Genomic DNA, 12,470 nt, shown 5'->3' with positions numbered 1-12,470 from the left:
CTTTTTTATTGCGTATCGCTTTAAGCGATCGCAATACATGACTGACTAGAAGGGAGCTTACAGTGCTGCAAGTGCAGCTTCGTAGTTTGGTTCTTCAGTGATCTCTGCAACCAACTCGCTGTGTGTTACCACACCTTTTTCATCAACAACGACAACTGCACGTGTTGTTAGGCTTGCTAGTGGGCCTTCAGCAATTGCTACGCCGTAGTCTGATGCGAATGCAGGAGAACGGAAAGTCGAAGCGTGCTGAACGCCTTCAATGCCTTCAAGTTCGCAGAAGCGACCCGCAGCAAATGGTAGGTCAGCAGAAATACAAACAACAACCGTGTTCTCAAGTTCTGCCGCTTTTGCGTTGAACGTACGTACGCTCGTTGCACAAGTTGCTGTGTCGATGCTTGGGAAGATGTTTAGAACCACTTTCTTGCCTGCAAGAGAAGCAAGAGTCAGTTCAGAAAGATCGCCTGCAGTCAGTGCAAAGCTTGGTGCCTGTTCGCCAGTTTGTGGGAATGTGCCAGTTAGCGGTACAGCAGCGCCTTTGAAGGTAACGTGTGACATGAATTTGTCCTTAATTTAATTATGGTTATGAAACTAGTTGAGCCTAGTAAGACTTACGTTACTCGGAAGTGGTTAAGAAGTGAATGGTTTAAATGTCAGAATTGTAATCAAAGGTCTTTGATTTATTTGTTTTAGATGAAGAAAAGGTGAGACGACAGATAAAGAAAAACCCCGAGAGCTTGCGCTCATCGGGGTCTATAGTCTTACTCGCAGCAATCCGGCTACTAAGTGTGCTCCATGCATCAAATCCATGATAGTGTGCTGTTATCCTTCAGCGTATTCCTTTCGTCGCCTTCCTAGCGGTGTCCTTGATCCTATCCTGATCTGCCAACAATCCTCGTTAGCGCGCGTCACTTGTTCCTTGAGCGGTGTCCTTTACATCATCCTGATGTTCAGTCCTTTCCTCGTCCAGAGGTGTCCATTGTCTTTCCTTAGTAGCAACCATCCTAGTTACTATTGCGTCCATTCAATGTCCATTTCGCTATCCATGCCGATTATTCATCCTGAGTAATCGAATCTTCATCCTGAAGATAACCAAGTCCTTGGCGTTTCCTGTTCCGTGTCAGCATCCTTCCGACACCATTCATATTACCGATTCCTTATTTATCAGCAATGGTGCATAAGCGAATTTCTATATAATTATTTGAGCGATAAATGCACGTATTGTTTTATTTCAATTGCTTACAATATATTAGTGCCTAAATTCGCAGTTAGATATCGATATTTACTCACTGCCTTGTGAGAGATCTCGCACAAGACAGGGAGTAAAAAGGGAGTATTTTCCCTTATTGGCCGATAGCGGCACCTTCACGACGAGGGTCTGCAGCACCTTCTAGACCATCTTTTGTGATGCGAATAGCGTGTAAACCCGAGTTAAGATCGCGAACGTTGACCTCAAATCCCATCTTTTCGAGCTCAGGTTTAAAGTTTTCCGCCGATGTTCCTTTTTCCAAATCTAGCGTACCGAAGCGGTTTAGGAAGTGTGGTTGGTTGATCGCTTGTTGAATATCCATATCCCATTGGGTGTGGGCAATAATGGCTTGTGCCACATAACCTATGATTCGACTGCCGCCCGGAGAACCGATCGCCATGTAAGGTTTATCGTCTTGCATGATGATGGTCGGTGCCATTGAAGAGCGTGGACGCTTACCCGGCTCAAGTCGGTTCGCGATAGGCTTGCCATCGTTATGAGTCTTGAACGAGAAGTCAGTCAGTTCGTTGTTCAGTAGGAAGCCTCTCACCATCAAGCGTGAGCCAAACGCATTCTCAATGGTGGTGGTCATGGAGACGACATTGCCATCGCTATCGACAATATTGAAGTGGCTGGTGGACGGCAATTCAATAGATACATCTTGGCTGCGCAGCATGGCATGATCCCACGGTGGGGTACCTGATGGTGCACTGTCTAGTGCCTTTCCAGCAGTAATTAACTGGGCTCGTTCCTGCAAATAGTCAGTATTCACTAACCCTTGGGTTGGCATCGGAACGTAATCTTGGTCTGCCATGTACATACCACGGTCTGCAAAGGCTAGACGAGAAGCGTCCGCTAACACTTGCCAAGATCTCGCGTCGTTTGGCCCCCATGATTTAAGATCAAACTGTTCGGTCATCGCTAAGATCTGCCCAACCGTTAATGCACCTGAACTCGGTGGTCCCATTCCGCATATATCGTAACTCTCATACGCGGAACAAACCGGTTCACGTTGCTTAATTGAATACGCATCGAAGTCTTTCTGTGCCAATACGCCAGGATTACCTTTGGCGGTTTGAACTGTATTGATGATGTCAGTGGAAATTTCGCCTTGATAGAAAGCTTTAGCACCATCTTTTGAGATAGCGTTTAACGTTGCCGCGTATTCTGGGTTCTTAAGTAGCGTACCTGCGGTTTTCGGGCTGCCATCGGCATTAAAGAAGTAGGCTTTGGTTGTGGCAAAGCGGCTTAGTCTTTCTTGGTCATTTTCAATCAAGGTGGCTAAACGTGGACTGATGGTAAAACCTTTCTCAGCAAGTTGAGCGATAGGTTTGATTAGGGATGCCCACTCTAATTTGCCGTATTTCTGGTGAGTGTCCCACAATAGTTGGACTGTACCCGGAGTAGCAACAGAACGACCACCAACCACGGCATCATAAAACTTAAGTGGTTGACCGTTTTCGTCTTGGAACAGACGTGGTGTTGCATCAAGTGGTGCGGTTTCACGGCCATCGTAGGTTTTGAGTTGCTTGTCCTTGCCATCAAAATAAACAAGGAACGCGCCACCGCCAATACCTGATGATTGAGGTTCCACTAAGCCAAGCATAAGCTGCACAGCAACCATGGCGTCAATCGCGTTACCACCACGAGCAAGTACATCGGCTCCCGCTTGGGTCGCCAGTGGGTTAGCCGCAGTGACCATCCAGTCGTTGGCTTTAACGAGTTGTTTGGTTTCTAAACCACTACTTTGTTCGGGAGCGACGGAATCGGCAGCTTGATTTGCCCAACTGACGTGAGAGGCAAAAAGTAGGGTAGAAGTGGCGAGGGTTGTTAGTTTTGTTTTCCACTGCATGATCTTCTCCTTTTAATATGCAGAGCTAGATTGGCAGTGGAAAGATAAGATAGCCAGTATGTTGTTAACGAATTGTAATCTTGATTCGAATTTAAGCGATTAAACCAGACAGCGACTGCCAAAGAATACTCAGGCCAATCAGGCTGAATACCACGCCACATAAGCCATCAATGTATACCGTTGCTTCGCTCAGCTTTTTCTGCAGTGCTTTAGTTGAAAGCATCCAAGCCAGTAGCGAGAACCAGAATAGCGAAAGGCCGAATAGGATAAGCAGAGCAAAGCCTTTACCGGATAGAGACATGTCGGCAGGTACTAGGCTCGACATCAAGCTGATAAAGAACACTAATGCTTTTGGGTTGAGAATATTGGTCGCAAAGCCTTTCGAAAATGCTTGGCGCTTGTTGGTTAGAATTAGATCTTTCGAATTGACTGTATCGTCGTCATCGTCGTGGTTCTGAATGATTTGCCAGGTTGCTTTAAGTGCACCGTAGCCTAAGTACAGCAAGTAGCTACCGCCGGCCAATTGGATAATGGCAAATATGGTTGGTTGCTGGTGGACTAGGTAACTGATTCCCGTCAAGCTCAGTAACGAATGCAGCAAGATTCCGCAAGATAAACCAAGCGCAATGTACAAGCCTGTCTGGCGCCCGTGACGCGTCGCATTTTGCACGACTAACGCAAAGTCTGGGCCGGGGCTCATCAAAGCGATGAAGTGGATAGAGGCGAGGGTGATCAGTATGGTGACTTCGTTCATGTCAGTTCTCAATAACGTTGCCGCTATTTTTTAAATAAGTAATCGTATTGAGCGTAGCTTACCGTGATTTGAAATCGAGCAATTGTAAATTATCAACACTTAGTTGATTTGTGAGGGTGGTACACCGAATGTGGTTTTGAACGCCTTGGAGAAGTGTGCTTGATCATAGAAGCCCACTTGGTGCGCGACTTTGGTACCACATATCCCAGACTTAATCAGGCGCATGCTCTGCTCCATGCGTAAACGGCTCAGCCAAGCGTATGGGGTAATGCCCATCTTGTTTTTAAAATGGCGCTGAAACTGTGTTGTGGTGAGATCGCACAGTTCAGACAGCTGCTCTAGACGCACCGGTTGGTCGAGGTTTGCCATCAGATAGTCTTTGAGCGTGTAAACCGACTGAGTACCAAGCTGTACCTGAGTTCTCGATCCAAACTGCGCGTAACGATCAACTATTGTCGAGAATCCTTCGAATGGTAAGCAATCTTGAGCGAGTTGGCTGATGTTTTGACTGATTAATAGGCCATGTAAGTTACACAATTGTAAAAATGTAGCTTGATCGGAGAGGATCAGTTCAGAGAAGCCTAATGTGTGACCATTTTGCTTGGGATCGGCAAGATCTTGAAACCATTGGGGAGAAACTGCAAATACACTGACTTGATAGCCCGAATCGAGTTTGGAGTGCCCATCATGCAGCTCATCAGGTGGCATGATAACAACTTGGCCAGCACCAACATGGTGGCTCGTCCCTTTATAGGCGAATTTTTGCTGCCCTTGGGTAATCAAACCGATGTGAAAGTCCAAATGATAGTGGCGTTGAAAGGCAAACTCTTGGTATTGAGCTTGGATCAGGCTGATATCTTCTGTTGGTGTTGAGTAATAGTGGACTTTATCCATGGTACAAAAAAGCTTGGTTAAATAGTCATCAATTCAACCAAGCTTATCTTCGTATTCAGCGATTGTCTTGTAAAAAACGATCAATATCACTGTTTCGCGCGTTTGTTCTTCTTGTTGTTACGCAGGCCATCAAAGCTGAAAATAACCAGTGCTCCCCATATGAAAGCAAAGGTGATCGCTTTATCTGAGGTAAAGGCTTCACCGTAAATCAGAACCGCCAGTAAGAACATCAAGCTTGGACCGATGTACTGGAAGAAACCGAGTGTTGATAGCTTCAAGCGAGTTGCAGCGCCAGTGAAACATAGTAATGGAACCGTTGTAATCACACCGGCAGCAACCAATAACAGGTTGAGTTGCATCGGGTTCATCGATAGGTTTGAGGTCGGGCTATCGGCAATAAACAGTAAGTAGGTTGCGGCAAGAGGGAGCATCACCAGAGTTTCAATGAACAATCCTGTTTGCGCTTCTAAGCTGACTTTCTTACGTAGTAAACCATAAAAACCAAAGCTGAAGGCTAGGGCAATGGCGACGATCGGCACTGAGCCAAATGCAATCAGTTGGACTAATACACCAATGGCAGCCAGAGCAACCGCAAACCATTGTAGTTTACGCAAGCGTTCGCCTAGGAAGAGCATACCGAGCAACACGTTAATCAGCGGGTTGATGTAATACCCTAAACTGGCATCAAGCATGTGATTGGAGTTGACCGCCCAGATAAAGATCAGCCAGTTGGCACCCACTAAAGTAGAGGTCGCCACCAAATAGAGCATTTTTGGTTTTGATGTCAAGGTGTCGCGAACTTTACGCCAGCTGCGGCCAATGTGTAGTAAAAAAGCGAGTAGGAAAAAAGACCATACTACACGGTGGCTAAGGATCTCTAACGGGGAAACGTCACTTAAAGATTTGAAATATATAGGGGCGATACCCCACATGGTGTAAGCACCGACAGCAAGCAAAATACCTTGGCGCGTACGTTGTTGTTCTTCTGGAGTCATGCATCTTTCTCTAGCACAGAGTGCTTATTAATAAGATTTATAAGAGAGTTGGTCAGTATAGGAGCGATAACCCTTTTCACCTAACAATTTGCGGTTTAATTCACCAGCGTTCCCCTCTACAATGTGCGACTTGCTTGCCGAAGATGCTTGCTGATTTCATACCTCGATTAGGAACCACAATGACCGCCACTCTGATTGCTGAGCAAATACCAACTCCCGCGAATGATGCGCAAACCATCTTACAAGATGTGTTTGGCTATCAAAGCTTTCGCGATGGTCAGCAAGAGGTCATTGACCTGGCCGTTGAAGGCAAAGACAGCTTGGTGATAATGCCAACCGGTGGTGGTAAATCTCTGTGTTACCAAATCCCCGCTTTGGTTCGTGAAGGTCTGACTCTGGTTATCTCACCGCTGATCTCGCTGATGAAAGACCAAGTCGACCAACTGAAGGCCAATGGTGTTGCAGCTGAGTGTATTAACTCTTCCATGCCCCGTGACCAGTTGCTGAATGTGTTCAATCGTATGAATTCAGGCCAATTGAAGATGGTTTACGTGTCACCAGAGCGTGTGTTGATGCGCGACTTTATCGAGCGTCTTCAAGGTTTACCGCTTTCGATGATTGCGGTAGACGAGGCGCACTGTATCTCTCAATGGGGACATGACTTCCGCCCGGAATACGCATCATTAGGTCAACTTAAGCAATATTTCCCACATGTGCCTTATATGGCGCTGACGGCAACCGCTGATGATGCAACACGTAAAGACATTATCTCGCGTCTGCAGCTTGTGGATCCGCATACCTACTTGGGCAGCTTCGACCGTCCTAACATTCGCTATAACCTCGTCGAGAAGCATAAGCCCGTGTCACAGGTGGTTCGCTACTTAGAAACACAGAAAGGCAATTGCGGTATTATCTATTGTGGTAGCCGTAAGAAAGTGGAGATGGTGACTGAGAAGCTGTGCAACAACGGTATTCGCGCCGCGGGTTATCACGCTGGTATGGACACCGATGAGCGCGCTTATGTTCAAGAAGCCTTCCAACGTGATGATATTCAGATCGTTGTCGCGACTGTAGCTTTCGGTATGGGTATCAACAAACCCAATGTGCGCTTTGTGGTGCACTTTGATATCCCACGCAACATCGAATCTTACTATCAAGAAACAGGCCGTGCGGGTCGTGATGGTTTGCCAGCAGAAGCAATGATGCTGTTTGATCCGGCTGATATGGGTTGGCTGCGTCGTATGCTGGATGAGAAAGAAGAAGGCCCGCAAAAGCAGGTTGAGATGCACAAACTGAATGCGATGAGTGCTTTTGCTGAAGCGCAAACCTGTCGTCGTCAGGTTCTGCTTAACTACTTTGGCGAATATCGCGAGAAGCAATGTGGTAACTGCGATATCTGCCTCGATCCACCTAAGCACTTTGATGCGACTCAAGAAGCGCAGAAGGCGTTGTCTTGTGTGTACCGTGTGAATCAGTCGTTTGGTATGGGCTACGTGGTTGAAGTGATGCGCGGTATGCAGAACATTCGTGTCCGCGATAATGGTCATGACAAGCTTTCTACCTATGGTATTGGCCGCGACCACAGCCATGATTACTGGATCAGTATCTTCCGTCAGTTAATCCATAAAGGTTTGTTGTTCCAGAACATCACCCGTAATTCGACTTTACAGTTAACAGAAGAAGCGCGTCCGCTACTGCGTGGTGAGATGTCTTTGGAATTGGCGGTGCCTCGTTTGGATACGGCGGTGCGCAATGCTAAGTCCGATAAACTCAGCAGCAAGAATTACGATAAGAAGTTGTTTGCCAAACTGCGTAAGCTGCGTAAGTCGATTGCTGATGAAGATGGTTTGCCACCTTATGTGGTATTCAGTGATGCGACCTTGATTGATATGGCTGAAGTACTGCCTACCTCATACGGTGAGATGCTGGCGGTTAACGGTGTTGGTCAGCGTAAACTCGATAAATACGCCGACCCATTCTTAGATTTGATTCAAGCACATATCACGACACACGGCTAATTTTCAGGATCGTTTTCAGATAAGTCATAGTTTATAAAAACGATTGGATCATAGAACAAGAATAAGGTTGATAGGGACATGACAACACCAACAGAATTTGGCTTAAGAGAGTATTTGGCTGAGGAAGGACGTTTATTGATTACGTCTCCAAGTTTTGATTTTGATTCTTACGAAGTGTTAGGTGAAAAGCTGGTGGCATTGTTATCTGCTTCTGTGGTTGAAAAACAATGGGACGCTGACATGCACTCTTGGTTGATCGATTTTGAAGATTGTCGGATGTTCTTAAAGTCTGAGCATTACAGTGAATCCATTTGGTTTGAGTCGTTAAACGCGGAAGAGAGCCGAGAAGAGTTTGATTATCTCGCGACGCTTTTCAAACGCGGTTTTTAACTTCGCTCACCAATAAAAGTGAGAATAAACGTTTGCGTCTGTTCTCACCGTTGCAGCCAATATTGATTAATGTATAATCGCCCGCCGCTCGATAGAGCAAATTTTAGAAACATTTTAAATTCACATTATTGGTAAGAGCTTTCTTAGTTTATTCGAAGAATTGACTCGATTTGGGTTCCCTCACCCCCAAACCAAACTAAAAAGGTACAGCATGAGTAACTTTACCCCTGCGCAACAGCGCAAAGCCCTAGCACTATTAGTTTTGTTCCATTTAGTCATCATTGCGTCAAGCAACTATCTGGTTCAGCTACCTTTTACCGTTTTCGGTATGCACACCACTTGGGGTGCTTTCACTTTCCCGTTTATCTTCCTAGCGACTGATCTGACTGTACGCATTTTTGGTGCGCAGCTTGCTCGTAAAATCATTTTCTTAGTGATGCTACCTGCACTGGCCGTTTCTTACTTTTTGTCAGTGGTGTTCTTTGAAGGTTCATTCCAAGGGTTTAGCCAACTAGGCGAGTTCAACCTGTTTGTTGCACGTATCGCCGCGGCGAGCTTCATGGCTTACCTGCTTGGTCAGATTTTGGATGTGCATGTTTTCAACCGCTTACGTCAGCTTAAACAGTGGTGGGTTGCCCCAACGTGTTCAACGTTGTTCGGTAATGCGATTGATACCATCGCTTTCTTTGCGATTGCTTTCTACCAAAGCCCAGATCCATTCATGGCTGAACACTGGACTGAGATTGCACTGGTTGATTACGGCTTCAAACTTATCATCAGCTTAGGTTTATTCGTTCCGATGTACGGCGTGCTTTTGAACTACATCGTTAAAAAGCTGACGGCGGTAAACCCAGACTTTAAAGCGACAGGTGTTAACGCTTAAGTTTGAGATTTGTAACACAAAGCATTAATTCAGCGATAGAAAAAGCCCAAGTTAGTCTACTAACTTGGGCTTTTTTAATTTCTAGCGTCAGATACTAATATCAGAGGCATTCAATATTCAATGGCCAGCCAATATCGGTCTGTCTATTCGACTCGATCTCTAGCTCAGCAGCTGTCAGCGGATTGTCTGCTAGCCATTGCTTAGAAAGCGTCAAGGTCAGGTTGTTACCATCAGTTGCAAGCTTAAAATCAGGCTCTAGCGCTGGATTGCGACGGTGGGTCAGCAAAATAGCTAAACGCAGAATTCGTAAAATACGCTTGCTGCTGGTGCCTGAGATTGCATGTTGCTCTGGCAATGAGGTTAACTGTTCACGGTAGCGACGAGTTAACTCACCCAAGTAGTGCTTTTGCGCTCGAGTAAAGCCTGGCAGGTCTAAGTTCTGCAGTAGGTAAGCGCTGTGCTCGCCGCCTTTTTTGAAATCGATGGTTAAACCAATCTCATGAAGCTTAGCTGCGGTTTGTAATAGCACGCCAGCTTGAGGCTCTGAAACCCACTCTTCGGCGCCCGCTTGCTCTAACAGAGTTTGTGCGACTACAGCAACTTGTTCACCGTAGCTTACGTCCATTTGATAGCGTGATTGCACGCTCTTGACGGTACGCGCTCGAATATCTTCTTGGCGAAGTTCATCCACCATCTCGTAGGCTAGGCCTTCACGGAGTGCACCGCCTGCGAGTGTCATTGAATCAATTTCAAGTAGCTCAAAAATAGCGATAAGAATAGAAAGGCCACTTGGGAACACTAATGCACGCTCTAGTGTTAATCCTTCTATTTCTAGCTCTTCCAAGCGCTCGGTAATCATGGCTTGTTTCTGTAGACGCTTAAGCTTGGCATGAGTAATGACTTCATCCATGCCTTGCGCCAACATGATTTCTTGCAGTGCTTGAACGGTACCACTGGCACCAACACACACATCCCATCCAATATCCGTGTAGCTATCTAGAATAGGAGCCAACGTAGACTTAGCCGCTTCAATGGCATTGTTAAAGTTGGTTGCGGTTAATTGGCGATCTTTAAAGTGGCGCTCAAGCCAGGTAACACAGCCCATCTTCAGGCTAGTTAGTGCTTTCGCTGAGAAGCCTTCACCTATGATCATTTCGGTGCTTGCGCCACCTATATCAACGACCAGTCGGCGGCCGCTGCCACCAGAAGTGTGTGCTACACCTTTATAGATAGTCGCAGCTTCTTCTTCACCAGAGATAACATTGATGTCGTAACCAAGGATCTGGTTCGCTTTCTCTAGAAAGATATCCACATTGATAGCGGTACGTAGGGTCGCTGTACCGACAATGCGGATATTTTCTTTCGGAATATCTTGCAGTCGCTCTGCAAAGAGACTCAAACAGTCCCAGCCGCGCTGCATGGCTTCTGTACTCAGCGCATTATTTTCATCTAAGCCTGCAGCTAAACGCACTTTACGCTTAATTTTAGCCATGGTTTGTACGCTGCCATCGATATGACGCACAACGAGCATATGAAAACTGTTCGACCCGAGGTCGATTGCAGCGTAAAGCGGGGGTGACACTGTTTGACTCATAAGCGACTAAGCTTCCTTGTTATGACGCGGTTGGCGTGGGCGACGGTTCTGGTTTGGTTTACGGTTACCGTTGCGTGGGCCATTATTGTTTGAGCGGCGTTGTTGCGGGTTACGTGTGCGTAAACGCAATGGTGCTGGTAGATCTTCTAGCAGTGCAGAAGCATCGTAGTCAGACACAGGGATAGCGTGCTCAATGTATTCTTCGATTGGTGGCAAGTTGATTGCGTAATCTTCACAAGCAAAGCTGATCGAGTGACCACTTGCGCCAGCACGACCGGTACGGCCGATACGGTGAACGTAATCTTCACAGTCATCAGGTAGATCGAAGTTGAATACGTGTGTTACTTGAGGAATGTGTAGGCCACGTGCTGCAACGTCGGTTGCGACAAGTAGGTCAACATCACCTTTAGTGAATTGCTCAAGAATCTTTTCTCGTTTCTTTTGAGGAACATCGCCAGTTAGCAAGCCAACGCGGTGACCATCTGCAGCTAGGTGACCCCAAACAGACTCACACTTGTGCTTCGTGTTAGCGAAGATGATGGCGCGCTCTGGCCACTCTTCTTCAACTAGCGTCTGTAGCAGTGCCATTTTGTGTTCGTTTGATGGGTAGAATAGCTCTTCCTGAATACGGTGACCTGTTTTACGCTCTGGCTCAACAACAACATGCTCTGGGTTGTGCATGTGTTCGAACGCTAGTTCTTGCACGCGGTAAGACAATGTCGCAGAGAACAGCATGTTCAGGCGATCTTTTGGCTCAGGCATACGGCGGAACAAGAAGCGGATGTCTTTGATGAAACCAAGATCGAACATGCGATCGGCTTCGTCTAGAACAACGGCTTGAATGTGGTTAAGGTTAAATACCTTTTGCTTGTAGAAATCGATGATGCGGCCAGTCGTACCAATTAAGATATCTGCGCCTTCTTCGATCTTACCTAGTTGTTTGTCGTAGCTTTCGCCACCGTAAGCAAGTGCTGCCTTGATACCTGTGCTTTCAACCAGAGAGTCAGCATCGTTGTAGATCTGAATCGCGAGTTCACGCGTTGGTGCCATAATAATCGCACGTGGCTGGTTAGGCTTACGCCCTTCATGCTCAGGTGTTTTTAGCAGGTGGTTAAAAGTAGCAGTAAGAAACGCAAGCGTTTTACCAGTACCCGTTTGGGCCTGGCCTGCAATGTCTTGGCCGGTGAGCAGTACCGGGAGCGCCAAGGCTTGGATAGGGGTACAATAATCGAACCCTTTTTTCTCCAATCCTTCAATGACTTGCGGAAGTAAATCCAAGTCGGCGAACTTTTGCTCTGTGATATGCGTCTTTTTCATTGCTATAGAATATCAGCTTAAGCTTGCAATACGAAAGTAAATACATTCCAATAGGGCATCTATTTACTGGTTATCATCCAACCAGTTCTAAAAAACACATTGGAGTGGAAGATGAGTGATAAGATTTTGCAGCTAACTGATGACGGTTTTGATAACGATGTAATCAACGCTGCAGGCCCTGTTCTTGTTGATTTTTGGGCAGAATGGTGTGGTCCATGTAAAATGATTGCGCCGATTCTTGACGAAATCGCAGACGAGTACGAAGGCAAGCTCACAATCGGTAAATTAAATATCGACCAAAATGCTGGTACTCCACCAAAATTTGGTATTCGCGGCATTCCAACGCTACTTCTTTTCAAAGATGGCGGCGTAGCAGCGACTAAAGTTGGTGCATTATCTAAAACTCAACTTAAAGAGTTCTTAGACGCTAACCTTTAATCAGGTCAGCATTTGAAAAGAAACCGTGCAGTTAACAAATGCGCGGTTTTGTTTTTTCTAAGCTATGGACTAGTCTTAGTTTTAGTGCT

11 protein-coding genes are annotated in these 12,470 nt (G+C 46.2%); 4 read left to right on the top strand and 7 right to left on the bottom strand.

Annotated features, from left to right (window positions below):
• Positions 1-57: 57 nt before the first annotated feature.
• The 5 genes from tpx to rarD form a co-directional block, all read right to left on the bottom strand.
• Positions 58-555 carry a thiol peroxidase gene (gene tpx / locus OC193_RS15330; RefSeq protein WP_048661181.1) on the bottom strand — a complete coding sequence of 166 codons (498 nt, stop codon included), beginning with the start codon at positions 553-555 and terminating at the stop codon, positions 58-60.
• 785 nt (positions 556-1,340) lie between these two features.
• On the bottom strand, positions 1,341-3,098 hold the full coding sequence (ggt, locus tag OC193_RS15325) for a gamma-glutamyltransferase (RefSeq protein WP_048662854.1): 1,758 nt from the start codon (positions 3,096-3,098) through the stop codon (positions 1,341-1,343).
• Between the two features lie 91 nt (positions 3,099-3,189).
• A complete protein-coding gene (locus tag OC193_RS15320; RefSeq protein ID WP_048662855.1) occupies positions 3,190-3,852 on the bottom strand; it encodes a LysE family translocator in 663 nt (220 codons plus the stop codon).
• Positions 3,853-3,951: 99 nt separating this feature from the next.
• Positions 3,952-4,746 (bottom strand): helix-turn-helix transcriptional regulator, encoded by a 795-nt coding sequence (locus OC193_RS15315; RefSeq protein ID WP_017069610.1) that lies wholly within the window; start codon positions 4,744-4,746, stop codon positions 3,952-3,954.
• A gap of 86 nt (positions 4,747-4,832) precedes the next feature.
• Positions 4,833-5,741 (bottom strand): EamA family transporter RarD, encoded by a 909-nt coding sequence (rarD, locus tag OC193_RS15310; RefSeq protein WP_048661177.1) that lies wholly within the window; start codon positions 5,739-5,741, stop codon positions 4,833-4,835.
• 179 nt (positions 5,742-5,920) lie between these two features.
• On the opposite strand from rarD, the gene recQ reads away from it, so the two are divergent.
• From recQ to OC193_RS15295, 3 genes are all read left to right on the top strand, one after another.
• Positions 5,921-7,759 carry an ATP-dependent DNA helicase RecQ gene (gene recQ / locus OC193_RS15305; RefSeq protein ID WP_048662856.1) on the top strand — a complete coding sequence of 613 codons (1,839 nt, stop codon included), beginning with the start codon at positions 5,921-5,923 and terminating at the stop codon, positions 7,757-7,759.
• 78 nt (positions 7,760-7,837) lie between these two features.
• The gene (locus tag OC193_RS15300) at positions 7,838-8,149 is read left to right on the top strand and encodes a DUF3630 family protein (protein WP_009848192.1); all 312 of its coding nucleotides are present in this window, start codon (positions 7,838-7,840) and stop codon (positions 8,147-8,149) included.
• A 211-nt stretch (positions 8,150-8,360) separates the two neighbouring features.
• The gene (locus OC193_RS15295) at positions 8,361-9,032 is read left to right on the top strand and encodes a 7-cyano-7-deazaguanine/7-aminomethyl-7-deazaguanine transporter (protein WP_017631682.1); all 672 of its coding nucleotides are present in this window, start codon (positions 8,361-8,363) and stop codon (positions 9,030-9,032) included.
• A gap of 100 nt (positions 9,033-9,132) precedes the next feature.
• On the opposite strand, the gene gppA is transcribed toward OC193_RS15295, so the two are convergent.
• Complete coding sequence (gene gppA / locus OC193_RS15290) at positions 9,133-10,626, bottom strand: guanosine-5'-triphosphate,3'-diphosphate diphosphatase (protein ID WP_048662857.1); 1,494 nt, start codon at positions 10,624-10,626, stop codon at positions 9,133-9,135.
• Between the two features lie 6 nt (positions 10,627-10,632).
• Complete coding sequence (gene rhlB / locus OC193_RS15285; RefSeq protein ID WP_048610414.1) at positions 10,633-11,943, bottom strand: ATP-dependent RNA helicase RhlB; 1,311 nt, start codon at positions 11,941-11,943, stop codon at positions 10,633-10,635.
• Between the two features lie 111 nt (positions 11,944-12,054).
• Here rhlB and trxA point away from each other — a divergent pair, with 111 nt between their 5' ends.
• Complete coding sequence (gene trxA / locus OC193_RS15280; protein ID WP_010440700.1) at positions 12,055-12,381, top strand: thioredoxin TrxA; 327 nt, start codon at positions 12,055-12,057, stop codon at positions 12,379-12,381.
• Positions 12,382-12,470: the final 89 nt, after the last annotated feature.

Origin of the sequence: Vibrio crassostreae, from assembly GCF_024347415.1 — a bacterium.
GTDB lineage: Bacteria > Pseudomonadota > Gammaproteobacteria > Enterobacterales > Vibrionaceae > Vibrio > Vibrio crassostreae.
This window is presented reverse-complemented; position numbering and strand designations above follow the sequence as displayed.

What these genes read in the sequence shown, in the direction of transcription:
- tpx (WP_048661181.1), bottom strand. Translation starts at nt 555, where the DNA reads ATGTCACACGTTACCTTCAAAGGCGCTGCTGTACCGCTAACTGGCACA.
- ggt (WP_048662854.1), bottom strand. Translation starts at nt 3,098, where the DNA reads ATGCAGTGGAAAACAAAACTAACAACCCTCGCCACTTCTACCCTACTT.
- OC193_RS15320 (WP_048662855.1), bottom strand. Translation starts at nt 3,852, where the DNA reads ATGAACGAAGTCACCATACTGATCACCCTCGCCTCTATCCACTTCATC.
- OC193_RS15315 (WP_017069610.1), bottom strand. Translation starts at nt 4,746, where the DNA reads ATGGATAAAGTCCACTATTACTCAACACCAACAGAAGATATCAGCCTG.
- rarD (WP_048661177.1), bottom strand. Translation starts at nt 5,741, where the DNA reads ATGACTCCAGAAGAACAACAACGTACGCGCCAAGGTATTTTGCTTGCT.
- recQ (WP_048662856.1), top strand. Translation starts at nt 5,921, where the DNA reads ATGACCGCCACTCTGATTGCTGAGCAAATACCAACTCCCGCGAATGAT.
- OC193_RS15300 (WP_009848192.1), top strand. Translation starts at nt 7,838, where the DNA reads ATGACAACACCAACAGAATTTGGCTTAAGAGAGTATTTGGCTGAGGAA.
- OC193_RS15295 (WP_017631682.1), top strand. Translation starts at nt 8,361, where the DNA reads ATGAGTAACTTTACCCCTGCGCAACAGCGCAAAGCCCTAGCACTATTA.
- gppA (WP_048662857.1), bottom strand. Translation starts at nt 10,626, where the DNA reads ATGAGTCAAACAGTGTCACCCCCGCTTTACGCTGCAATCGACCTCGGG.
- rhlB (WP_048610414.1), bottom strand. Translation starts at nt 11,943, where the DNA reads ATGAAAAAGACGCATATCACAGAGCAAAAGTTCGCCGACTTGGATTTA.
- trxA (WP_010440700.1), top strand. Translation starts at nt 12,055, where the DNA reads ATGAGTGATAAGATTTTGCAGCTAACTGATGACGGTTTTGATAACGAT.